The sequence below is a fragment of the Cupriavidus taiwanensis genome (assembly GCF_900250115.1).
GTDB lineage: Bacteria > Pseudomonadota > Gammaproteobacteria > Burkholderiales > Burkholderiaceae > Cupriavidus > Cupriavidus taiwanensis_B.
Window position 1 is genome coordinate 3,482,816 of record NZ_LT984803.1, and the last position, 22,687, is coordinate 3,505,502.

Annotated in this window: 19 protein-coding genes; 1 reads left to right on the plus strand and 18 read right to left on the minus strand. The window is 66.3% G+C overall.

The window, feature by feature from the left end; all coding sequences use genetic code 11:
• Positions 1 to 56: 56 nt before the first annotated feature.
• The 6 genes from CBM2586_RS16295 to CBM2586_RS16320 form a co-directional block, all read right to left on the minus strand.
• A complete protein-coding gene (locus tag CBM2586_RS16295; protein ID WP_115688488.1) occupies positions 57 to 959 on the minus strand; it encodes a ParB/RepB/Spo0J family partition protein in 903 nt (300 codons plus the stop codon).
• A gap of 16 nt (positions 960 to 975) precedes the next feature.
• Positions 976 to 1,749, minus strand: coding sequence for a ParA family protein (locus tag CBM2586_RS16300; RefSeq protein ID WP_062795850.1), 774 nt, complete (start codon positions 1,747 to 1,749; stop codon positions 976 to 978).
• Between the two features lie 85 nt (positions 1,750 to 1,834).
• Positions 1,835 to 2,536, minus strand: coding sequence for a 16S rRNA (guanine(527)-N(7))-methyltransferase RsmG (gene rsmG, locus CBM2586_RS16305; protein ID WP_115663551.1), 702 nt, complete (start codon positions 2,534 to 2,536; stop codon positions 1,835 to 1,837).
• A 21-nt stretch (positions 2,537 to 2,557) separates the two neighbouring features.
• Positions 2,558 to 4,516 carry a tRNA uridine-5-carboxymethylaminomethyl(34) synthesis enzyme MnmG gene (gene mnmG / locus CBM2586_RS16310; protein ID WP_115688490.1) on the minus strand — a complete coding sequence of 653 codons (1,959 nt, stop codon included), beginning with the start codon at positions 4,514 to 4,516 and terminating at the stop codon, positions 2,558 to 2,560.
• A gap of 211 nt (positions 4,517 to 4,727) precedes the next feature.
• Positions 4,728 to 5,600 carry an N-formylglutamate amidohydrolase gene (locus CBM2586_RS16315; RefSeq protein ID WP_115663549.1) on the minus strand — a complete coding sequence of 291 codons (873 nt, stop codon included), beginning with the start codon at positions 5,598 to 5,600 and terminating at the stop codon, positions 4,728 to 4,730.
• A 3-nt stretch (positions 5,601 to 5,603) separates the two neighbouring features.
• On the minus strand, positions 5,604 to 6,599 hold the full coding sequence (locus tag CBM2586_RS16320) for a Bug family tripartite tricarboxylate transporter substrate binding protein (protein ID WP_115663548.1): 996 nt from the start codon (positions 6,597 to 6,599) through the stop codon (positions 5,604 to 5,606).
• A 156-nt stretch (positions 6,600 to 6,755) separates the two neighbouring features.
• Between CBM2586_RS16320 and CBM2586_RS16325 the strand changes: the two genes are divergently transcribed.
• A complete protein-coding gene (locus CBM2586_RS16325) occupies positions 6,756 to 7,691 on the plus strand; it encodes a LysR substrate-binding domain-containing protein (protein WP_115663547.1) in 936 nt (311 codons plus the stop codon).
• Between the two features lie 258 nt (positions 7,692 to 7,949).
• Here CBM2586_RS16325 and CBM2586_RS16330 read toward each other — a convergent pair whose 3' ends face one another.
• The 12 genes from CBM2586_RS16330 to CBM2586_RS16385 all read right to left on the minus strand — a co-directional run bounded on the left by CBM2586_RS16330 (position 7,950) and on the right by CBM2586_RS16385 (position 22,668).
• The gene (locus CBM2586_RS16330) at positions 7,950 to 8,693 is read right to left on the minus strand and encodes an ABC transporter ATP-binding protein (RefSeq protein WP_115688492.1); all 744 of its coding nucleotides are present in this window, start codon (positions 8,691 to 8,693) and stop codon (positions 7,950 to 7,952) included.
• A 20-nt stretch (positions 8,694 to 8,713) separates the two neighbouring features.
• Complete coding sequence (locus CBM2586_RS16335; protein ID WP_115663545.1) at positions 8,714 to 10,555, minus strand: branched-chain amino acid ABC transporter ATP-binding protein/permease; 1,842 nt, start codon at positions 10,553 to 10,555, stop codon at positions 8,714 to 8,716.
• Between the two features lie 3 nt (positions 10,556 to 10,558).
• On the minus strand, positions 10,559 to 11,611 hold the full coding sequence (locus tag CBM2586_RS16340) for a branched-chain amino acid ABC transporter permease (RefSeq protein ID WP_092316787.1): 1,053 nt from the start codon (positions 11,609 to 11,611) through the stop codon (positions 10,559 to 10,561).
• A gap of 814 nt (positions 11,612 to 12,425) precedes the next feature.
• Positions 12,426 to 13,577: an ABC transporter substrate-binding protein gene (locus CBM2586_RS16345; RefSeq protein ID WP_115688494.1), complete on the minus strand. Its 1,152-nt coding sequence runs from the start codon at positions 13,575 to 13,577 to the stop codon at positions 12,426 to 12,428.
• A gap of 288 nt (positions 13,578 to 13,865) precedes the next feature.
• Positions 13,866 to 14,627 (minus strand): sulfite exporter TauE/SafE family protein, encoded by a 762-nt coding sequence (locus tag CBM2586_RS16350; protein ID WP_115688496.1) that lies wholly within the window; start codon positions 14,625 to 14,627, stop codon positions 13,866 to 13,868.
• A gap of 87 nt (positions 14,628 to 14,714) precedes the next feature.
• Positions 14,715 to 15,251 (minus strand): hypothetical protein, encoded by a 537-nt coding sequence (locus CBM2586_RS16355; protein WP_115688498.1) that lies wholly within the window; start codon positions 15,249 to 15,251, stop codon positions 14,715 to 14,717.
• Between the two features lie 317 nt (positions 15,252 to 15,568).
• Positions 15,569 to 16,624, minus strand: coding sequence for a branched-chain amino acid ABC transporter permease (locus tag CBM2586_RS16360; protein ID WP_240987931.1), 1,056 nt, complete (start codon positions 16,622 to 16,624; stop codon positions 15,569 to 15,571).
• Positions 16,624 to 17,508 (minus strand): branched-chain amino acid ABC transporter permease, encoded by an 885-nt coding sequence (locus CBM2586_RS16365; protein WP_111521300.1) that lies wholly within the window; start codon positions 17,506 to 17,508, stop codon positions 16,624 to 16,626. Before CBM2586_RS16365 ends, CBM2586_RS16360 begins: the two co-directional genes overlap by 1 nt.
• A gap of 315 nt (positions 17,509 to 17,823) precedes the next feature.
• On the minus strand, positions 17,824 to 19,032 hold the full coding sequence (locus CBM2586_RS16370; protein ID WP_115688500.1) for an ABC transporter substrate-binding protein: 1,209 nt from the start codon (positions 19,030 to 19,032) through the stop codon (positions 17,824 to 17,826).
• A 79-nt stretch (positions 19,033 to 19,111) separates the two neighbouring features.
• On the minus strand, positions 19,112 to 19,831 hold the full coding sequence (locus CBM2586_RS16375; RefSeq protein ID WP_115663540.1) for an ABC transporter ATP-binding protein: 720 nt from the start codon (positions 19,829 to 19,831) through the stop codon (positions 19,112 to 19,114).
• Between the two features lie 17 nt (positions 19,832 to 19,848).
• Positions 19,849 to 20,625, minus strand: coding sequence for an ABC transporter ATP-binding protein (locus CBM2586_RS16380; protein WP_115663539.1), 777 nt, complete (start codon positions 20,623 to 20,625; stop codon positions 19,849 to 19,851).
• A 351-nt stretch (positions 20,626 to 20,976) separates the two neighbouring features.
• Complete coding sequence (locus CBM2586_RS16385; RefSeq protein ID WP_115663538.1) at positions 20,977 to 22,668, minus strand: GMC family oxidoreductase; 1,692 nt, start codon at positions 22,666 to 22,668, stop codon at positions 20,977 to 20,979.
• Positions 22,669 to 22,687: the final 19 nt, after the last annotated feature.

Genomic DNA, 22,687 nt, shown 5'->3' on the forward strand with positions numbered 1-22,687 from the left:
CAGTGCTGCGTGCGCGCAACAGTCGCGGCAGCAATGGCCGTTAATCGCGCAAAAAATCAGGCAGCCTGCTGTCCCTCGCGCGATTCGCGCAGGCGCGCCAGCACCCCTTCGAGCGCATCGTTGTTGCTGAAGTGGATCGTCAGCTGGCCCTTGCCGCGTGTCGTTAGCTTGATCTGCACCGCCAGCCCGAGCGCATCCGACAACTCCTCTTCCAGCCGCGCCACGTCACGCACATTGTTGGCGCCCTTCTGCTTGAGCGACTTGAGGTCGAACGGCTTGAGCGTCGAGGCCACCAGCTTTTCGGTCTCGCGCACCGAAAGGCGCTTGTTGACGACCTGGTTGGCCAGCGTGATCTGGTTGGCACCGTCCACGGCCAGCAGCGCACGCGCGTGGCCCATGTCGAGGTCGCCGGCCATCAGCATGGTCTGCACCGGCGCGGCCAGGTTCAGCAGGCGCAGCAGGTTGGACACCGCGCTGCGCGAGCGGCCGACCGACTCGGCCGCCTGCTCGTGCGTGAAACTGAACTCGCGGATCAGCCGCATGATGCCCTGCGCTTCTTCCAGCGGATTCAGGTCTTCGCGCTGGATGTTCTCGATCAGCGCCATCGCCGCCGCGGCTTCGTCGGCCACCTCCTTGACCAGCACCGGGACCTTGTCCAGCCCGGCCAGCCTGGAGGCGCGGAAGCGCCGTTCGCCGGCAATGATCTCGTAGCGGTCGGGCTCGGCCACGCGTCGCACCAGGATCGGTTGCATCAGCCCCTGCGCGCGGATGCTGGCGGCCAACTCCTGCAGCGCGCCTTCGTCCATGCGCGTGCGCGGCTGGTACTTGCCGGGCTGCAGCTGGTTCAGGTTCAGCACGGTGGGCGCCCCCTCCTGCCTGACCGACTCGACGATTTCGGCGGGCCCGCCCAACAGCGCTTCGAGGCCGCGGCCCAGGCCCTTCTTCTTTGCAGTGCTCATGCTCTTGCCCTCTCCTTCAGCCCAGCTGCCGGACCCGCGCAATCATCTCCGCGCCGAAGTCCAGGTAAGCCTTGGCGCCCTTCGATGACGGATCGAACGCCACGCCCGGCATGCCGTAGGACGGTGCCTCGGCCAGCCGCACATTGCGCGGGATCAGGGTCTTGAAGACTTTCTCACCGAAGTGCGATTCCAGTTGCGCCGACACCTGCTGCTGCAGTGTCACGCGCGGATCGAACATCACGCGCAGCAGGCCGATCACCTGCAGGTCGCGGTTCAGGTTGGCGTGCACCTGCTTGATGGTATTGACCAGGTCCGACAGCCCTTCCAGGGCAAAGTACTCGCACTGCATCGGCACGATCACGCCATGCGCCGCGCACAGACCGTTCAGCGTCAGCAGCGACAGCGACGGCGGGCAGTCGATCAGCACGAAGTCATAATCGCCGTCGACTTCCGCAATCGCCTGGCGCAGCCGGCGCTCGCGCTGGTCCAGCTCGACCAGTTCCACTTCCGCACCGGCCAGTTCGCGATTGGCCGGCAGCACGTCGTACTTGCCGGTTTCGGAGCGCTGGCGCGCCTGGGCGATGCCGGCCAGGCCAACCAGCACCTGGTACACGCTGGTTTCCAGCGCCTGCTTGTCGATGCCGGAGCCCATCGATGCATTGCCCTGCGGGTCCAGGTCGACCAGCAGCACGCGCTGGCCCTGGGCCGCCAGGCCAGCGGCAAGGTTCACCGTGGTGGTGGTCTTGCCTACCCCGCCCTTCTGGTTTGCGATCACGAATACCTTGGCCATAAGCTCCTGCGGCTCCTGCTTCAAATCATCCGGCCAGCACGCGGCTGGCAGTTCGCGGCGCGCTTGCGCGGCGCCGCGGCGTAGGTCATGCGGTGGCGCCCGCGCGGCGCGACAGCACCACCAGGTGGCGCTCCGCCTCCAGCCCGGGCACGGTCAGCCGTGGCACGGCGTCGACCTGCCATTGCGCCATCAGTCCGGCGGCTTCCATGCGCTCCAGCTCGGCCTGTGGATACACACCCTTCATTGCGATCAGCTGGCCGCGTGGCGCGAGCAACTGGCCCGACAGGTTGACGAAATCCGTCAGCTCGGCAAACGCGCGCGAGGTGATCACGGCAAAGCCGTCGGCATCGTCCAGTTTCTCCACCGGGCCCCAATGCGCAGCGGCATTGGGCAACCCCAGCTGAGCCCGGCACTGCGTCAGAAAAGCCGTCTTCTTCTGCACGATGTCGACCATCAGCACCGACACATCCGGACAGGCGATGGCCAGCGGCAGCCCCGGCATGCCGCCGCCCGAACCCACATCGAGTACCCTGCCCCGCGCCGGCGCCTGCACCGCGTCGGCACGTGCGGCTTCGGCCAGCGCCGGCACCGCGGCGAGGGAATCCAGCAGGTGATGCGTAAGCATCTCGTCCGGGTGGCGGATGGCGGTCAGGTTGTAGACGCCATTCCATTTGCGCAGCAGCGCCAGGTATGCGAACAGCGTGTCGATCCGGTCCGGCGCCAAGGCCAGCCCGATCTGGGCCACGCCCGCTTCGAGGCGACGTCGCTGCGTGGCGTCGTCGGTCATGGTGTGTCGCGGAGCCGGCACTCAGGCAGCCTCTTCACCGTTGCCAGACGATGCGCCGGCATCTGCACGGCCGCGGCCCAGTCCCTTCTTCTTCAGGTGTACCAGCAGCAGCGAGACCGCCGCCGGCGTCACACCCGAGATGCGCGAAGCCTGGCCCAGCGTTTCCGGGCGATGCTGATTCAGCTTCTGGCTGACTTCGAAACCAAGCCCGCGCACTTCGGTGTAATCCAACCCTTCCGGCAGGCGCGTCGATTCGTTGGCTTCCAGCTTGTCCACTTCGGCCGCCTGGCGGGCGATGTAGCCGTGGTACTTGATGCCGATCTCGATCTGCTCACGGATCTGTTCCGCCAGCATTGGCTCGGCATCCAGTGGGGCCTCGGGCGCGTGCCGGCCGCCCTGCAGTGCCATCAGGTCTTCGTAGCCGACTTCCGGGCGACGCAGCAGGTCGGCCAGGCTGTATTCGCGTTCGATTGGCTTGCCCAGCAGCGGCACCGCATCTTCGGCCGGCAGCATCGCCGGGTTCACCCAGGTGGTCTTCAGACGTTCTGTTTCACGTGAAACAGCGTCGCGCTTGCGGTTGAACGCGTCCCAGCGCGCATCATCGACCACGCCCAGTTCACGGCCAACTTCCGTCAGCCGCATGTCGGCGTTGTCTTCCCGCAGGCTCAGGCGAAACTCCGCCCGGCTTGTGAACATGCGATACGGTTCGGTCACGCCGCGCGTGATCAGGTCGTCGACCAGCACACCAAGGTAGGCCTGGTCGCGACGTGGCGTCCAGGGATCGCGTTCACGCACGTAGCAACCGGCGTTGATACCGGCCAGCAGGCCCTGCGCCGCGGCTTCTTCATAACCGGTCGTGCCATTGATCTGACCGGCGAAGAACAGGCCCCGGATCGCCTTGCTTTCCAGCGATGCCTTCAGGCCGCGCGGATCGAAGTAGTCGTATTCGATCGCATAACCGGGACGGAGGATATGGGCGTTCTCCAGGCCGCGGATCGAGTGCACCAGTTCCAGCTGCACGTCGAACGGCAGGCTGGTCGAGATCCCGTTGGGATAGAACTCGTTGGTGGTCAGGCCTTCAGGCTCCAGGAAGATCTGATGGCTTTCCTTGCTGGCAAAGCGATGGATCTTGTCCTCGATGCTGGGGCAGTAACGCGGCCCCACCCCCTCGATCACACCGGTGTACATCGGCGAACGATCGAGCCCGCCGCGGATGATGTCGTGGGTACGGCTGTTGGTATGGGTAATCCAGCACGGCAGTTGCTGCGGATGCTGTTCAGGCCGGCCAAGGAAGGAAAAGACCGGCACGGGATCGAGGTCGCCAGGCTGCTCCTCCATCGCCGAAAAATCGATGGTGCGCCCGTCGATGCGCGGCGGCGTGCCCGTCTTCAGGCGGCCTTGCGGCAGCTTCAGGTCCTTCAGGCGTGCCGACAGCGATACCGCCGCCGGGTCGCCGGCGCGGCCGCCGGTGTAGTTGTCCAGCCCCACGTGGATCTTGCCGTCCAGGAAGGTACCGGCGGTCAGCACGACCGCGCGCGCACGGAAGGCGATGCCAACCTGCGTCATGGCACCGACCACGCGGTCGCCCTCCACTATCAGGTCGTCGACGGCTTGCTGGAACAGCATCAGGTTCGGCTGGTTCTCGAGCCGGGTGCGGATCGCCTTGCGATACAGCACCCGGTCAGCCTGGGCGCGCGTCGCGCGCACGGCCGGCCCCTTGCTGGAATTCAGGATGCGGAACTGGATGCCGGCCTCGTCCGTAGCAGCGGCCATGGCGCCGCCCATGGCGTCCACCTCCTTGACCAGGTGCCCCTTGCCGATGCCTCCGATCGACGGGTTGCAACTCATCTGCCCAAGCGTCTCGATGTTATGGGTCAGCAGCAGCGTCTGGCAGCCCATGCGAGCCGCAGCGAGGGCGGCTTCAGTGCCGGCATGGCCACCGCCGACGACGATGACATCGAATTCTTTCGGGTAAAGCATGGGACACCTCCTCCGGGAGGCTGGCGGGAAAATTCGGGAATGCGAAATTATAGCGGCATTCGAGTTATCGCTTTCCGAGGGAAACCATGTTTCACGTGAAACATGGCGCTTGCGGTACGCGATTAGTCGCCTGAAAGCGACGTTGTGTTTCACGTGAAACAAAAAGGCCGGGCGCAAGGCCCGGCCAGATGTTTCACGTGGAACAAGCGCCTCAGAGACGGGTACGGATATAGGCGGCCACCTGCTCAGTCAGCTTGCCCAGGTCACGCTGCAGCGACACGAAGCCGGCATTGCGCTCACGAGTCCCCTCATCCATGTACAGCGGTCGCCGGATCTCGATCTGCAGGCTGTTGCGCCGCTCCGCCGGTCGCCCGATCTGCGCGATCAACTGCACGCCTTTGTACGGATCGTTGCGCGCCACGGTGTAACCCATGCCGCGCAGCTCCCGCTCGACCACATCCACCAGCCCCGGCTCGCAGGTGGTGCCATCACGATCGCCCAACACAAAGTCCGCCAGCGGATGCGGGCTGGCAATCTTCAGGCGCTCGTAGGCGTTATTGGGCATGGAGTGCAGGTTCAGGTGCCAGAGCGCACCGAAGCGCTCGTAGGCGCCCTCTACGGCCTCGGCCAGCGCCGCATGGTACGGACGATAGTAGCGCTCGATGCGAGCCTGCACCTCCGCAACCGACAGCCTGCGGTCGTAGATCGGCGTGGCCGCGTCGATCCGGCTCCAGATAAGGCCATAGCCCAACTGCGTTTTCGGTCCCGGAGCCAGCGGCGTCGGCCAGGCTCCATCGAGTTGCGCCGGGTCGATGTCATCAACCATCCGGTTGGGGTCGATATAGACGCGCGGGAAGGTCGCCGCGAGCAGCGTGCCGCCCGCCGCCGGCACGGCCTGCCACAGCGCATCGACGTGCGTATCCTCGCCGCCGCGCAGTCGCGCGGCGGGCACCGCGGCACCAAGGTCCGACGGGTAGGCGGTGCCGCTATGCGGCGAGTCGCACACCAGCGGCAGGGCCTCCCCTTCCGGCAGGCACACGATCACCGGTGGCAGCGCGGCCGACTGGTTGCTTGCTTCTGCCATGCCTTAGTCCAGCCTGATCTCGGCGGCCTTGGCGACGCGGGCGTAGCGAGCCATGGCCTGCTGAATCTGTGCCTTGAACTGCTCCGGCGTGGTCGGCACCAGGGTACCGCCGGACTCGTCGACCTTGCGCTTGAATTCCGGGTTCTGCATGGCCTTGTGGATCGCCTGGTTCAGCCTGGCGACGATGGCGGGCGGGGTGTTGGCGGGCGCGACAATGCCGAACCAGCCACCCTCGCCCATGTCCTTGAAGCCCAGCTCGGCGTAGGTCGGCACGTTCGGCAACTGTGCCGAGCGCGCCGTGCCCAGCACCGCCAGCGCGCGCAGGCGGCCGGCCTTCACGTGCGGCAGCGTCGACGACAGGTTGTCCGTAATCGCGTTCACCTGCCCTGCCACGGCATCGTTCAGCGCCAGCCCGGCGCCCTTGTAGGGCACATGCAGCAGATCGATCTTGGCCAGCATCATGAAGTTCTCGATGTTGACGTGGCCGAGCGAGCCGGCCCCCGGCGAGGCGAAGCTGTACTTGCCGGGGTTGGCCTTGGCGAGCGCGATGAACTCTTGCATGGTCTTGGCCGGCACGCTGGGGTGCACCGCGAACACGCTGGGGATCGCGACCACATTGGTGACCGGGGCAAAGTCCTTGATCGGGTCGTACTTGAGCTTGGGATAGACGGCCGGATTGGAGCCGTGCGTGCTGACCGTGGCCATGCCGATGGTGTAGCCATCCGGCGCGGCATTGGCGACCTGCTCCATGCCCAGCGAGCCGCCGGCGCCGCCCTTGTTTTCCACCACGATCGACTGCCCCAGCTCGCGGCCGGCAAACTCCGCCACCAGGCGCGCCGACAGGTCGGTGGAGCCGCCGGCGGCGAACGGCACGATCAGCCGGATCGGGCGGGTCGGGTAGTTGGCCTGCGCCAGCGCGCTGCCGGCAAAGACCAGCGTGGCGGTGGCAGCGGTGCCGGTCAGCAGCAGCTGGCGGCGGGACATCCGGGCTCGGATCATGGGGTTTCTCCTGTTGGTGTTTTGTGCATGAACCGGGCGAGTGTCAGCCGTTTACCGGCCGGGCGCAAACGACTATATTGCACCTTTGCATTACCAAAGATCATCCTTGCGCTGGGCGCCGCAAACCGCCCTCCCCGCTCTCCCCCTCCCTCCGCCATGCGGCTGCATTCCCCTTCGATGTCCGAGTTGCACGCCTTTGCCACTGCGGCGCGGCTGGGTAGCTTTACGCGCGCGGCGGAAGAACTGTGCGTGACGCAGGGTGCGATCAGCCGGGCCATCGCCCGGCTGGAAGCGCATTTCGGCCAGCCGCTGCTGCAACGTAATGCCCACCGGCTGGGACTGACCGATGCCGGCCGGCAACTGCTCGATGCCGTGGCCGAACCGCTCGCCGCCATCGAGCACGCCAGCGCCGCCTTGCGCGCCGGCGACCGCCGCCACCACCTGGCCCTGTCGGTGGTGCCTACCCTCGCCAGCGTCTGGCTGGTGCCGCGGCTGCGGGATTTCCATCGCCGCCACCCGGAGATCCGGCTGGACTTCGTGCCCTACCAGCGCGACGAAGACTTGTCCGGCCCCTCGCCCGATGCCGCCATCCTGGCCGGCGAAGCCGGCAAATGGCCTGGCCTGCAGGCCGACTACGTGATCGGCCGTGAAATGGTCCCGGTCTGCCACCCGGACCGCGCGCGCGCCCGCCGCGACGCCGGCCGCTGGCAGTCTCCCGCCGAGCTGCTGGACGAGCCCCTGCTCTACCACACCACGGCGCCGGCGAACTGGCAAAACTGGCTGCAGGCGGCCGGCGTACCCAACGCTGCGCCCAGGTTATCCACAGCGTTCGACCAGGTCTCGATCCTGATCCAGGCCGTGCGCGCGGACATGGGCGTGGCCGTGCTGCAGCGCTGCCTGGTGCGCGAGGAAATCGCGGCGGGACGCGTGGCGGCACCGTTCGACCTGCCGATTACGCTGCAACGCGGCTATTTCCTGTGCGCGCCAAAGGAGCGGCGCGATCATCCGGCGTTGAATTGCTTCCGCGCGTGGCTGCTGGAAACCGCTGGTGCGGATACGGCCAGAGAAAGCGCAAAATTATTTACGCTATGACATCCACGCCGTCAGAAACCACGCTTATCATTCCTCACGCGAATTAATATCGCGTTGATATATGCGTGACAAATGTTTTCGCGAATCAGTCTGCAGTAGGCATCTATCAGAAGAATATAAATCGACGGTGAGCCTGCCCCACAGTTGCCGCACGGCTAAAGGCCCGGTGAAATCTGGTTATCCCCAAAGTTATTCACAGAAGCAATAACAAAGGGCCCGCACATGCGGGCCCCCATTCCTGCGGCGAACACCGCTTCCTTACGCCGCCTTCTTTGCCAGCCCAAGGTAGGTTTCGATGATCTTCGGATTAGCCGCCAGTTCGTCGGCCGGCCCTTCCATCGCCATGTCGCCGGTCTCGATCACATAGCCATAGTCCGCCACCTGCAGCGCCGCGCGGGCATTCTGCTCGATCAGCAGCGTGGCCACGCCGGTCTGGCGCAGGTTGCTGATGATGTGGAAGATCTCCTTGACGATCAGCGGGGCCAGGCCAAGGCTGGGCTCGTCCAGCATCAGCAACTGCGGCTTGGCCATCAGCGCGCGGCCTACCGCCAGCATCTGGCGTTCGCCGCCGGAGAGCGTGCCGGCATCCTGGCGCGCGCGCTCGCGCAGGCGCGGAAACAGCTCGTAGACCACATCCATCTGGTCCAGGTAATGCTTGTCGCCCGCGCGCTTGCGGCGGAACGCACCAAGCTGCAGGTTGTCCTCTACCGTCATCGATGCAAACAGCTCGCGCTTTTCCGGCACCAGGCACATGCCGCGCGCGACCCGCCCTTCCACCGGGATCCCGGCCATGTCGTGGCCCAGGTAGCTGACCGTGCCGCTGGACGACCCCGTCACCGGCAGCGCGCCCATGATGGCATTGAGCATGGTCGACTTGCCGGCGCCGTTCGGGCCGATCACGGTGACGATGCGGCCCGCCTCCACCTTCAGGTTGGCGCCGTGCACCGCCTCGACCTTGCCGTAGCGCACATGCAGGTCCTTCACTTCCAGAATCAGGCTCATGTCCGGTCCGTGCTCCACATTTATTCCACGCCGCCCAGGTAGGCTTCCAGCACCGCCGGGTTCTTCTGCACTTCCTCGGGCACGCCCTCCGCGATGCGCGAACCAAATTCCATCACCACCAGCCGGTCGGTCAGGTTCATCACGAAGTCCATGTCGTGCTCGACCAGCAGCACGCTCATGCCTTCGCCGCGCAGCTTGCGCAGCAGCTCGGCCAGCGCCTGCTTTTCCTTGTAGCGCAGGCCGGCGGCAGGCTCGTCGAGCAGCAGCAGCGCCGGGTCGCAGCACAGCGCGCGCGCAATTTCCAGGATCCGCTGCTGGCCCAGCGCCAGGCTGCCGGCTTCCATGTACATGCAGTCGGCCAGGCCGACGCGCTCCAGCTGACGCTTGGCCTCGAACAGCAGCTTCTCTTCCTCGGTCTTGTTCATGCGCAGGATCGCTGCGCACACGCCGCCCTGCGCGTGGAAGTCGCCGCGCAGGTGGGCGCCGATGGCGACGTTCTCGAGCACCGTCATGGTCGGCAGCAGGTGCACGTGCTGGAAGGTGCGGCCGATGCCGCGCTTGACGATCTCGCGCGACGGCAGGCCAGAGATCACCTCGCCGCGGTAGCGCACCTCGCCGCCCGAGACCGGTAGCACGCCGGTCACCAGGTTGAAGGTGGTGGACTTGCCCGCGCCATTGGGGCCGATCAGGCCGATGATCTCGCCGGCGCGCACCTGGAAGCTGACATCGTTGACGGCGACCAGCCCGCCGAACTGCTTGCGCGCGGCGCGCACGTCCAGGATCAGCTCGCCCGCCTCGGGCTTCTGGCGCACCGCCAGCCCCGCCGCCTGCCGCGGCGCCAGCACCGGCGGCCCGGAAGGCACCAGGCGCCGCAGGAACGGCCAGATGCCGTCGCGCGCGTACTGCAGCAGCAGCACCAGCAGCACGCCGAAGACGATGATCTCGAAGTTGCCGTTGGCGCCGAGCAGCTTGGGCAGCACGCCCTGCAGCACGTCCTTCAGGATGGTCAGGATGCCCGCACCCAATACTGCGCCCCACACGTGACCGACCCCGCCGACCACGGCCATGAACAGGTATTCGATGCCGTAGTTCAGGCCGAACGGCGTCGGGTTCACCGCCCGCTGCAGGTGCGCGTACAAGAAGCCCGACACGCACGCCAGGATCGCCGCGACCACGAAGATCACCACCTTCATCCACGCGGTGTTCACGCCCATGGCCTCGGCCATGACGCCACCACCCTTGAGCGCGCGGATCGCGCGCCCCGGGCGCGAGTTCAGCAGGTTCTGCATCGCCAGCACCGCCAGCAGCACCACCGCCCAGATCAGATAGAACATCGAACGCCCGGACTGCAGCTCGATGCCGAACAACGACAGGACCGGGATGCCGTTGAGCCCGTCATACTTGCCCAGGAACTCCAGGTTGCCGAACAGGAAGAACAGCGACAGGCCCCAGGCGATGGTCGCCAGCGGCAGGTAGTGCCCGGACATGCGCATCGTGATCAGCCCGATCACATAGGCCGATGCCATCGTGATCACCAGCCCCACCAGCAACCCGAACCACGGCGACAGCCCGAACTGCGTGGTCAGGTACGCGGTGCTGTAGGCGCCCAGGCCCACGAACGCCGCCTGTCCGAACGAGGTCATGCCACCCACGCCGGTGAGCAGCACCAGCCCGATCGCGACGATGCCGTAGAGCCCGATGTAGTTGCCCAGCGTGATCCAGAATTCCGGTGTCGGCAGCACCGGCAGCAGCGCCAGCACCACGATCAGGGCCAGCACCAGCACCCGGTTGCGGTTCAGCCGCGCGCGGCTGCCGGCCTCGGCCCCGGCCACGCCGGCCTGCTTGTCGGTCAGCATGGTCATGGCTTATTCCTCCTCCTCGACATGCTTGCTCGTCAGCGAGCGCCACAGCAGCACCGGAATGATCAGTGTGAAGACGATGACCTCCTTGAACGCGCTGGCCCAGAAGGACGAATACGATTCCAGCAGGCCCACCAGCAGTGCGCCGAGCGCCGCCACCGGATAGCTCACCAGCCCGCCGACGATGGCGCCGACAAAGCCCTTCAGGCCCACCAGGAAACCCGACTCGTAGTACACCGTGGTCAGCGGCGCGATCAGGATGCCGCACAGCGCTCCCATCGCCGCCGCCAGCGTGAACGACAGGCGCCCCGCCTGCGTGGTGCCGATGCCGACCAGGCGCGCGCCCAGCCGGTTCACGGCGGTCGCGCGCAGCGCCTTGCCCTGCAGCGTGCGTTCGAAATAAAAATACAGCGCGCCGATCAGCAGGGCCGACACCGCCACCACCCACAGGCTCTGTCCCGAGATGCTGAGCGCTCCCACCTCGAAGCGCGCATCCGAGAACGGATTGGTACGCGAGCCCTCGGCGCCGAACATCACCAGCCCCAGCCCCACCAGCGCAAAGTGCACGCCCACCGAGACGATCAGCAGCACCAGCGTGCTGGCCTCGGCCAGCGGCTGGTAGGCCAGCCGGTACAGCATCGGCCCGAGCGGGATGATGATCAGCAGCGTCAGCGCGACCTGCGCCAGCATCGGCAGCGGCTGCGCGCCATATTGCTGCACCACCCAGTGCACCGCCAGCGGGAACACCAGGTACTTGCCGGCCAGCACCGCCAGCCGCTGGCCGAGCGTGCGCCGCAGCTCGGCGCTGCGCAGGACGGTGACGGTCTCGTAGAGAAAGGTCAGCACGCCCATTGCCACCAGCAGCCAGCTGGTCTGCGGCGCGTGCCCGGCCTGCATCGCCGCCAGCGTCAGCGCGCCATAGGCGACGAATTCCCCTTGCGGAATGAAGATGACGCGGGTCACCGAGAACACCAGCACCAGCGCCAGCGCCAGCAACGCGTAGATCGCGCCCGAGGTGATGCCGTCCTGCGCCAGGATGGCGGCGATAGATAGGTCCATTGTCTCCCCGTCTTTGGAAATACCTGCCTGCATCATATGGGGGCCGACAGGGTGCTTGCGTGCTTCGGGATTACGGAATAGTAAACGGATTGCGTAATGGGGAAATACAGGGTAGCCCTAGGGTGAGGGTGTGGTGGGGGCTATGCGGTTGGTTATCGTTCTTGGCAGACGTGGCGGTTTCGCCGGCGTAGCCGGCGAGTCACTGCTTGTCCAAGCGACAAGAAGTGACCAAGAAACGCGTCGCCTATGCGGCTGGCAATCCATTCCACGGTGTTGGTAGTTCGCGCGGTGGTGCTTGCCGTTTGGAGTGGTCGCGGTTCGACCCTGCTACGCCATGTGAGTCAGGGATAGTGCCTTCGATAACACACTATTGAACGATCCCCATGCAGGGCGCAGGCCGCCTGCTGCAAACGGCATCGCGGGGACGCCTACGGCTGCTGCGCGGGCTCAAAATGCGCTGACGGGCATTGAGCGCTTGCGCGAAGCGCAGCCGAAGGCGTTGATGCGATATCGCTCGACAGCCCGGGCCACCGCCCTGCATGGGGATCGTCCAAAAGCCGGTTAACGAAGGCAGCGGTCCAAACTCACCTGGCGTAGCAGGGTCGAACGGGCACCCACGCCTAAACGGCAAGCACCGCCGCCCATATGACCAACGCCGTGGAATGGATTGCCAGCCGCATAGGCGACGCGTTTCTTGCCTACTTCTTGTCGCTCGGACAAGAAGTAGGTCGCCGGCTACGCCGGCGAAACAGCCACGCTAGCCAAGCGCGACCGCCAATCGCATGGCAGCAAGCCAAAACGCCCCGCTCCCCCCTCACTTACTCAACAACTTCCACTTCCCATCAACAATCTGCACCATCACCCGCGCCCGCTGATCGAAGCCCAGATGGTCCGTGGCACTCATGTTCATGATCCCGTGCGACACCGGCAGATTCTTCGTCTGCTCCATCGCATCGCGCAACGCCTTGCGGAATTCCTTCGTACCCGGCTGGCCCTTCTTCAGCGCCTCGGGAATGACATGCTGCAGGATCAGCCCCGCATCCCAGGCGTGGCCGCCGAAGGTCGAGACCTGTCCGCCGAAGGCCTTCTCATAGGCGGTCTTGTAGGTCAGCGCCGGCTTCTTCACCGGATTGCTGTCGGGCAGCTGCTCGGCCACCAGCAGCGGGCCGGCCGGCAGGAAGGTGCCTTCGCAATCCTTGCCGCACACGCGCAGGAAGTCGGCATTGGCGACGCCGTGAGTCTGGTAGACCTTGCCCTTGTAGCCGCGCTCCTTGAGCGTCTTGGCCGGCAGCGCCGCGGGCGTGCCGGAGCCGGCGATCAGCACCGCGTCGGCATTGGCGCCCATCATCTTCAGCACCTGCCCGGTGACCGAGGTATCGGTGCGGGCAAAGCGCTCGTTGGCGACCACCTTGATCTTGCGCAGCTCGGCCACCTTGGCGAATTCCTGCGCCCAGCTGTCGCCATAGGCGTCCGCGAAGCCGATGAACGCCACCGTCTTCACGTTGTTGTTGCTCATGTGCTCGGCAATGGCGGTGGCCATGTGCGAGTCGTTCTGCGGGGTCTTGAAGACCCAGGCGCGCTTGGCGTCCATGGGTTCGATGATGCGCGCCGAGGCGGCCATGGTGATCATCGGCGTCTCGTTCTCGGCCACCACGTCGACCATCGCCAGCGAGTTGGGCGTGACGGTCGAGCCGACCACCACGTCGACCTTGTCCTCGCTGATCAGCTTGCGCGTATTCTTGACCGCCGTGGTCGTGTCCGAGGCATCGTCCAGCACGACGTACTCGATCTTCTTGCCGGCGATCTCCTTGGGCATCAGCGTGAAGGTGTTCTTTTCCGGAATGCCCAGCGATGCCGCCGGACCAGTGGCCGACACCGTCACCCCGACCTTGACCTGCGCCTGGGCGGCACCGGCAACCAGGCTGGCCGCAGCGATTGCCAGCAGGCTGGCGCGCTTGAAATCCATCTTGTCTCCTTCGGTTCCTGAAACGGAAAGGCATCCGTCCGGCGTCCACCGGCGGATGCCCCATTTTTTTGGATGACCCCTCGGGTCGACGCAGGCACAGCGCCGGCACCTGCGCTACAACAGGAACGACGCCAGCCGCTCCCCATTTCCCGTCCACGCCACTCCCCCGGAAAGGCGCTTCGGCGATTCACCGACCGCGCGGTCGGGAATGCGGATCGAGTCTATCACACGGCCCTGGCGCGAACAGCGAGGATTAACCCGCATCGCCCGCCCCGCCTGGCTTTGCCGTCAGCGCACGAAGGCGTCCCAGGCGGTCTTCAGGATCAGCGCGCTGACCACCACGATAAACATCTTGCGCACGAAGGCGCTGCCGTGGCGCAGCGCCAGCTTGCTGCCAACCTGGCTGCCGGCGACGTTGGCCACCGCCATTACCAGGCCCAGCTGCCACCAGATATGGCCCTTGCTGGCGAGCAGCAGCAACGCCGCCAGGTTGGTGGCCAGGTTGACCAGCTTGGTCGACGCCGCGGCGTGCAGGAAGTCATAGCCGAACACCCGCACGAACACGATCATCAGGAAGCTGCCGGTGCCGGGCCCGAACACGCCGTCGTAGAAGCCCAGCACGGCGCCGGCAAGCAGCGCCGCGCCGCGTTCGCCCCAGCCGGTCAGCGTGGGCGCGTGCTCGGCGCCCAGGTCCTTCTTGGCGACGGTGTAGACCAGCAGCGCGACCAGCACGAACGGCAGCGCCTTGCGCAGCGGCTCGGCCGGGATCATGGTCAGCGCCCAGGCACCGGCCATCGAGCACGCAAAGGCCGCCACCACCGCCGGAGCGGTCGCGCCCCAGTAGATGCGCACGCTGCGGCCGTAGCGCAGTGCCGCGCTCGCGGTGCCGGCGATCGAACCGACCTTGTTGGTGCCGAGCAGCGTCGCCGGTGCCAGGTTGGGATAGGCCGAGAACAGCGCCGGGATCTGCACCAGCCCGCCGCCGCCGGCGACCGCGTCGATCAGGCCGGCAAGAAAGGCGGCAACCGCCAGGAATGCGAATTCCGTCATTGCAGGAAAGCGAAAAGGGAAATGGAAAGGAGGAAGGCCAGCAACGGCCGGTACCGCGGCGCCGGCGCACTACCGGCGCAAAGCGGATCAGCCCAACACCTTGGCCGCCGGCACCAAACTGCCGTGCCACATGCCGTTGCCGTGCAGGCGGAAGCCGGGCGGCGCGCCGCCGTGGCCGGCCACCAGCCCCGGCGCCAGCAGTGCATGGCGGATGCCGTGCGCGCGGCCCCACTCGGCCAGCGTGGCGCAGCAGGCTTCCAGGCAGGTGCGGCGGGTGGCGGCGTCCAGCTCCGGCCGTACCCACCACTCGCTGGCGCAGGCGGCGAGGCCGGCCAGCTCGAGGCTGGGCAGCAAGGCCACCGGCAGGCAGGCGAGCGGAGCAATGCCGTCGGGCGCGTCGCTGGCCAGCAGGCAGAGGCCGCGTCCAGACTGGGCCAGCAGTTCGCCCAGCATCAACTGCCGCGCGCGCGCGTCAGGCACAGGCAAGGGCTGGAGCCGGTCCAGCCAGTCCGACACCAGGGCAGCGTCGGCGCCCTGCCCCAGGCGTACCCGGAGCTGCGGCGCGACATCGCAGCCCGCGTGCGGGACAGTCGGGGATGGATCAGGGGGAATAGTGGCGGACATGGGCAGGCGGCAAGGAGCGCCCGCATTGTCGCATGCGTGGGGTGGCGAGGTGATGCCGATGCGGCATGAGCGCCCCAGAACAGGGCGAAAGCGTCACTATGCGGGCGCAACGCCCAATGAAAAAAGCGTTGCCGAGGATCACCCGGCAACGCCCTTTATTTATAACGCTGCTACCCGACACCGGGTGCGCGCCTGTCGTCTCCTCGCTTCCGCCTCCATTTAACCTGCGAAAACCGTATATGGAATGTAACGAAGCGGTGCATCGAGGACAAGCTAGAAAAAACCCTAGCCCCAGAATCGGGCATGTCGACCCCCGGTCACTCCTTGCGCCCGGAGTGGCCACCGAAGCGCGCCAGCAACTCGCCCATGATGCCACGGCGGAAGGTCAGCACGCAGATCACGAAGATCACCCCGGTCACCATCGTCACCGACTCGCCCAGCGTGCCGAACCACGAGATGCCGGTCACCGAAGCCAGGAAGTTGCCGATGTCGCCCAGCTTGTTCTCGAGCGCGACGATCACGAAGGCGCCGACGATCGGCCCCGACAGCGTGCCCAGCCCGCCCACCAGCGTCATCAGGATCACCGAGCCCGACATCGACCAGTGCACGTCGGTCAAGGTCTCGAAGCCCAGCACCAGCGCCTTGATCGAGCCGGCCAGCCCCGACAGCGCCGCCGACAGCACGAACGCGGTCAGCTTGAAGCGGTCGACGTCATAGCCCAGCGACACCGCGCGCGGCTCGTTCTCCTTGATCGCCTTCAGGATCTGGCCGAACGGCGAATGCACCGTGCGCACGATCAGCGCGAACGCCGCCACGATGATCACCAGCGCCACGTAGTACAGCGTCAGGTCGTCCGACAGCGGCAGCACGCCGAACAGCTTGCCGCGCGGGATGCCCTGCAGCCCGTCCTCGCCGCCGGTGAACGGCGCCTGCAGGCAGATGAAGAACAGCATCTGCGCCAGCGCCAGCGTGATCATCGAGAAGTAGATGCCCTGGCGCCGGATCGCCAGCGAGCCCACCACGTAGCCGATCAGCGCGCCCGTGCCGGTGCCCAGGATCAGGCCCAGCTCCGGGGTCACGCCCCACACCTTCATGGCGTGGCCGGCCGCGTAACCGGCACCGCCGAAGAAGGCCGCATGGCCGAACGACAGCAGCCCGGTGTAGCCGATCAGCAGGTTGAACGCGCACGCAAACAGCGCGAAGCACAGCACCTTGAGCACGAATACCGGATAGGCACCCGCCAGCGGCGCGGCGATCAGCGCCAGCAGCAGCAATCCGTACAACAGTTTCTTCTGCACGCCCCGTCCCTTTCCTGCCTGGCCCGCGTTGGCAGCCACCGAGGGCTGCGTCGATGATGTGGTTGGTGCGCTCATCACTTCTCCTTGCCGAACAGCCCGGCCGGGCGCAGCAGCAGCACGATCACCATGATGAAGAACACCACGGTCGACGATGCTTCCGGATAGAACACCTTAGTGAGGCCTTCGATCACGCCCAGCCCGAGGCCGGTCAGGATCGAGCCCATGATCGAACCCATGCCGCCGATCACCACCACCGCGAACACGATGATGATCAGGTTCTGGCCCATCAGTGGCGAGATCTGGATCACCGGTGCGGCCAGCACCCCGGCGAACGCGGCCAGCGCCACGCCGAAGCCGTAGGTCAGCGTCACCATCAGCGGCACGTTGACGCCGAAGGCCTCGACCATCTTGGGGTTCTCGGTGCCGGCGCGCAGGTAGGCGCCCAGCTTGGTCTTCTCGATCACGTACCAGGTGGCGAAGCACACCACCAGCGACGCCACCACGACCCAGGCGCGGTAGTTCGGCAGGATCATGAAGCCGAGGTCGGTCGCGCCCTGCAGCGCGTCCGGAGTCTGGTAAGGCAGCCCCGACACGCCGTAGACCGAGCGGAAGATGCCCTCGATCACCAGCGTGATGCCCAGCGTCAGCAGCAGGCCATAGATGTGGTCAAGCTTGTAGATCCAGCGCAGCATGGTCTTCTCGATCACCACGCCCAGCGCGGCGACGACCAGCGGCGACAACAGCAGCATGATCCAGTAATTCAGCCCGGCGTACTCCATGCCCATCCAGGCCAGCACCGCGCCCAGCATGAAGAGCGCGCCGTGCGCGAAATTGATGACGTTGAGCAGGCCGAAGATCACCGCCAGGCCCAGGCTCAGCATCGCATAGAAGGCGCCGTTGACCAGCCCCAGCAAGAGCTGGGAAAGCATGGCCGGCAGGGGGATTCCGAAGATGTCCATGGGCATCGATTGCTGATTGTTGGCAGACACTAAGCGGAGCCAACGGTTTTGGGTGCGCCAAAGCCGCCCGAGCTAGCCTAAGCAAGGTGTTCTCCCTCTCCCCTCACGGGAAGAGGGTTGGGGTGAGGGGCGGTTTAGCGAGGAACCACATCAGGCGAAGCCTGCGGTGTGTTCCGGCATGGCGGCCTGGCAAGGCCAACGGTGTCAGCTCACAGCCTTTGACGCGCCAAGCCCTCACCCCCGGCCCCGCTCCCGCATGCGGGAGCGGGGAGCCAACCGGCCGGCTTGCCAACCGCGCAAGCCGCGCCTTCCCTCTTACTTCTTCAACATGGCGCACTTCGACTCGGCCACAGTGGTGAAGGCCTGGTCGCCCGGGATGGTCGCGACCACCTTCAGGTAATCCCACGGCTTCTTCGATTCGGCCGCGGTCTTCACCTGCATCAGGTACATGTCGTGGATGCCACGGCCGTCCTGGCGGATATAGCCCTTGGTGTAGAAGTCGTTGATCTTCATCTTCTTGAGCTCGGCCATGACCTTGTCCGGATCGTCGGTCTTGGCGGCTTCGACGGCCTTCAGGTAGGTGCTGGCGGCCGAGTAATCCGCGGCCTGCAGGCTGCTCGGCATCTTCTTCATCTTGCCGAAGAAGCGGTTGGCGAACTTGCGGGTGTCGTCGTTCATGTCCCAGTACCAGCTGTCGGTCATCAGCAGGCCTTCGGTGTTCTTCAGCCCGAGGCTGTGCACGTCGTTGATGAACATCAGCAGGCCGGCGATCTTCATCGACTTGGTGATGCCGAATTCCTTGGCCGCCTTGATCGCATTGATGGTGTCGCCGCCGGCGTTGGCCAGGCCCAGGATCTGCGCCTTGGACGACTGCGCCTGCAGCAGGAACGACGAGAAGTCGGAGGCCGACAGCGGATGGCGCACCTGCCCCGCCACCGTGCCGCCACTGGCCTTCACCACCGCGGCGGTGTCGCTCTCCAGCGAGTGGCCGAAGGCGTAGTCGGCGGTCAGGAAGAACCACGACTTGCCGCCCTGCTTGACCACCGCGCTGCCGGTGCCCTTGGCCAGCGCCACCGTGTCATAGGCGTAGTGCACCGTGTACGGCGAGCACTCTTCGTTGGTCAGGCGCGCGGTGCCGGCGCCGATGTTGATGTAGACGCGCTTCTTCTCCGAAGCGACCTTGTTCATCGCCAGCGCGGTGCCCGAGTTGGTGCCGCCCAGCAGCATGTCCAGGCCCTGCTGGTCCATCCATTCGCGCGCCTTGGACGCGGCGATGTCGGCCTTGTTCTGGTGGTCGGCCGAGACGATCTCGATGGGCTTGCCCAGCACCTTGCCGCCGTGGTCTGCGATCGCCATCTTGATGGCTTCCAGGCCGCCGGGGCCGTCGATGTCGGCATACAGGCCCGACATGTCGGTGATGTAGCCGAGCTTGACGGTGTCGCCCGATACCTGTGCGGCAGCGCCGAAGGACACCGCACCCATGGCAATGGCCGCCATCGCGGCCGCGAGCCGAGTCTTTTTCATTTCCCTGTCTCCTGATTTGCGGCGGCGTGCGCGCCACCCGTTCCTGCCAACAAGCAACCATCGACCCGCCTTGCGCGGATCAGACCCCGAGCAATTCATGCAGCACCGGCATCTTGGCCTGCAGCTCGCTGGCCGCGAAGCGTTCGACGATGGTGCCGTGCTCCATCACGTAGAAGCGGTCCGCCAGCGGCGCGGCAAAGCGGAAGTTCTGCTCCACCATCACCACCGTGTACCCTTTCTGCTTGAGCATCCGGATCATGCGCGCCAGCGCCTGCACGATCACCGGTGCCAGCCCTTCCGAGATCTCGTCGAGCAGCAGCAGGTTGGCGCCCGTGCGCAGGATGCGCCCGACCGCCAGCATCTGCTGCTCGCCCCCCGACAGGCGCGTGCCCTGGCTCTGGCGGCGCTCCTTCAGGTTCGGAAACATCTCGTAGATCTCGGCCTCGCTCATGCCCGAGTCCTTGCCCTTGAGCTGCGGCGGCAGCATCAGGTTCTCTTCGCATGAGAGGCTGGAGAAGATGGCGCGCTCCTCCGGGCAATAGCCGATGCCGTAGTGGGCGATCTTGTGCGTGGGCAGGCCGATGGTCTCCTGGCCATCGACCCGGATCGAGCCCTTGCGCGCGCCGGTCAGGCCCATGATCGCGCGCAGCGTGGTGGTGCGCCCGGCGCCGTTGCGGCCCAGCAGCGTGACCACCTCGCCGCGGTTCACGGTCAGGTCGACCCCGTGCAGGATGTGCGATTCGCCGTACCAGGCGTGCAGGCCCTTGATTTCCAGGGCGGGAGTGTTGGCTGTGCTCATGCTGTCGTCCCCCGGCCTCAGTGCGCGCCCTGAAGTTCCGCGTCGGCGGTGCCCATGTAGGCCTCCATCACGCGCGGGTCCTTCGACACTTCCGCATACGGCCCTTCGGCCAGCACCGCGCCGCGCTGCAGCACCGTGATCTTGTCGGCAATCGACGAGACCACGCTCATGTTGTGCTCCACCATCAGGATGGTGCGGCCCGTCGAGACCTGCTTGATCAGCTGCGTGACGCGGTCCACATCCTCGTGGCCCATGCCCTGCGTGGGTTCGTCGAGCAGCATCAGCTCGGGCTCCATCGCCAGCGTGGTGGCGATCTCCAGGGCGCGCTTGCGCCCGTATGGCAGGTTCACCGTGAGCGTGTGCGCGAACTCGGTCAGGCCGACCTGCTCGAGCAGCTCCATGGCGCGGTCGTTGAGCACGTCGAGCGAACGCTCGCTGCGCCAGAACTGGTACGCGGTGCCGAGTTGCCGCTGCAGCCCGATGCGCACGTTCTCCATCACCGTCAGGTGCGGGAACACCGCCGAGATCTGGAACGAGCGGATCACGCCGCGCCGCGCGATCTGCGCCGGCTTTTCCCGCGTGATGTCGATGCCGTTGAAAAGGATGGTGCCGGTGGTCGGCTCCAGGAACTTGGTGAGCAGGTTGAAGCAAGTGGTCTTGCCCGCGCCGTTGGGACCGATCAACGCATGGATCGAGCCGCGGCGCACCCGCAGGTTGACGTCGCTCACCGCCGTGAACCCCTTGAACTCCTTGGTGAGGTTCCGCGTTTCCAGGATGGTTTCCTGTTGATTCATGTCTCCTGCCCGCCCTCTTGCTGAACTGCCGGGGTGATGCCCGGCACTGACAATGGTCCGAACCGGCCTTGTAGGCCCTTACTGCCGCTTGTTCCGTCAGGCTCGCCGTGGTTGCCGGCCGTGCCCGCGGTTTTTATCTGTGCGGGGCGGCTCCCGCGCGGGTTGCGGCGGCGGCATGGCATGTGCGGCCGAAGCACCCTGTGAGGCGTCTATTGTGTGCGCCTGTTGCATCGCAAAACATCGGGGTTTGCACTATGAAACATGAACCAAGTGTCAGTTTTTTGGCGAGCGCACAAGCGCCGCACAGGCCACCTGACGGCCACCCCGACGGTGGTCATGTGGCGTGGCGTTTCAGGCGCCTGTCGCCGCTGTCACCGGCACTGTACTGGCTTCTGCCGGCGCCTGCGCCGGGCTTGCCACCTCGGTTGCCGTGGCGCGTTGCCTGCGGTCTTCGCGGATCAGGTCGCTGGCGCGCTCGGCAATCATGATGGTCGGCGAGTTGGTATTGCCCGACGTGATCAGCGGCATCACCGAGGCATCGACCACGCGCAGCCCCTGCACGCCCAGCACGCGCAGCCGATGGTCGACCACCGCCATGGGGTCGTCGGCGCGGCCCATCTTGCAGGTGCCGACCGGATGGAAGATGGTGGTGCCGATATTGCCGGCGGCTTCGGCCAGTTCCTCGTCGCTCTGGAACGCCGGCCCCGGCAGCCACTCCTCGGGCCGGTACGGCGCCAGCGCCGGCGACGCCACGATGCGGCGCGTGAGCCGGATCGAATCGGCGGCGACCTTGCGGTCCTCGTCGGTCGACAGGTAGTTGGGAGCGATCACCGGCGCCTGGCGGAAATCCGCGCTGCCGGCATGCACGCTGCCGCGCGAGCTCGGGCGCAGGTTGCAGGCGCTGGCGGTAAAGGCGTTGAAGGCATGGAGCGGATCGCCGAACTTGTCCAGCGACAGCGGCTGCACGTGGTACTCGATGTTCGGCCGCGCCTGCGACGGATCCGAGCGCGCGAACGCGCCGAGCTGTGATGGCGCCATGCTCATCGGCCCGCTCTGGTTGAAGGCGTACTGCACGCCGATACAGAACTTGCCCCACAGGCTGGCGGCGCGCGTGTTCAGCGTGCGCACGCCGTCGACCTTGACCACGCTGCGCAACTGCAGGTGGTCCTGCAGGTTCTCGCCCACGCCGGGCAGCGCGTGGCGCACCGGAATGCCCAGCGCCTGCAGCCGTTCGGGCTGGCCGATGCCCGACAGCTCGAGCAACTGCGGCGTGTTGACCGCGCCGGCGGCGAGGATCACCTCGAGCGTGGCCGCCGCCGCATGCGCGCGGCCGCCACCGAGATAGTTGACGCCGGTGCAGCGGCGCCCGTCGAAGCTCAGCCCGCTCACCTGCGCGCCGGTGACGATGGTCAGGTTGGGCCGCTCCGAGGCCCGCCGCAGGAACGCCTTGGCGGTGTTCCAGCGGATGCCGCGGCGCTGGTTCACTTCGAAATAGCCGACGCCGAAATTGTCGCCGCGGTTGAAGTCGTCGGTGCGCGGGATCCCCGCTTGCTCGGCGGCGTCGGCAAAGCGCTCCAGGATGTCCCAGCGCAGCCGCTGCCCCTCCACACGCCATTCGCCGCCGGCGCCGTGGAATTCGCTTGCGCCCCGATGATGGTCTTCGCTGCGCTTGAACAGCGGCAGCACGTTGTCCCAGCGCCAGCCGTCATCGCCGGTCAGACGCGCCCACTCGTCATAGTCCTCGCGCTGGCCGCGCATGTAGATCATGCCGTTGATCGACGAGCAGCCGCCCAGCACGCGCCCGCGCGGATAACCCAGCGAGCGTCCGTTCAGCCCCGCTTCGGCTTCGGTGCGGTAGAGCCAGTCGGTACGGGGGTTGCCGATGCAGTAGAGGTAGCCCACCGGGATGTGGATCCAGTGGTAATCGTCCTTGCCCCCGGCTTCCAGCAGCAGCACGTTGACGTCCGGGTCCTGCGTCAGCCGGTTCGCCAGGACACAGCCGGCCGAACCGGCCCCCACGATGATGTAGTCGAATGTCTCCATGGCGCCCTGTTGTGGTGAT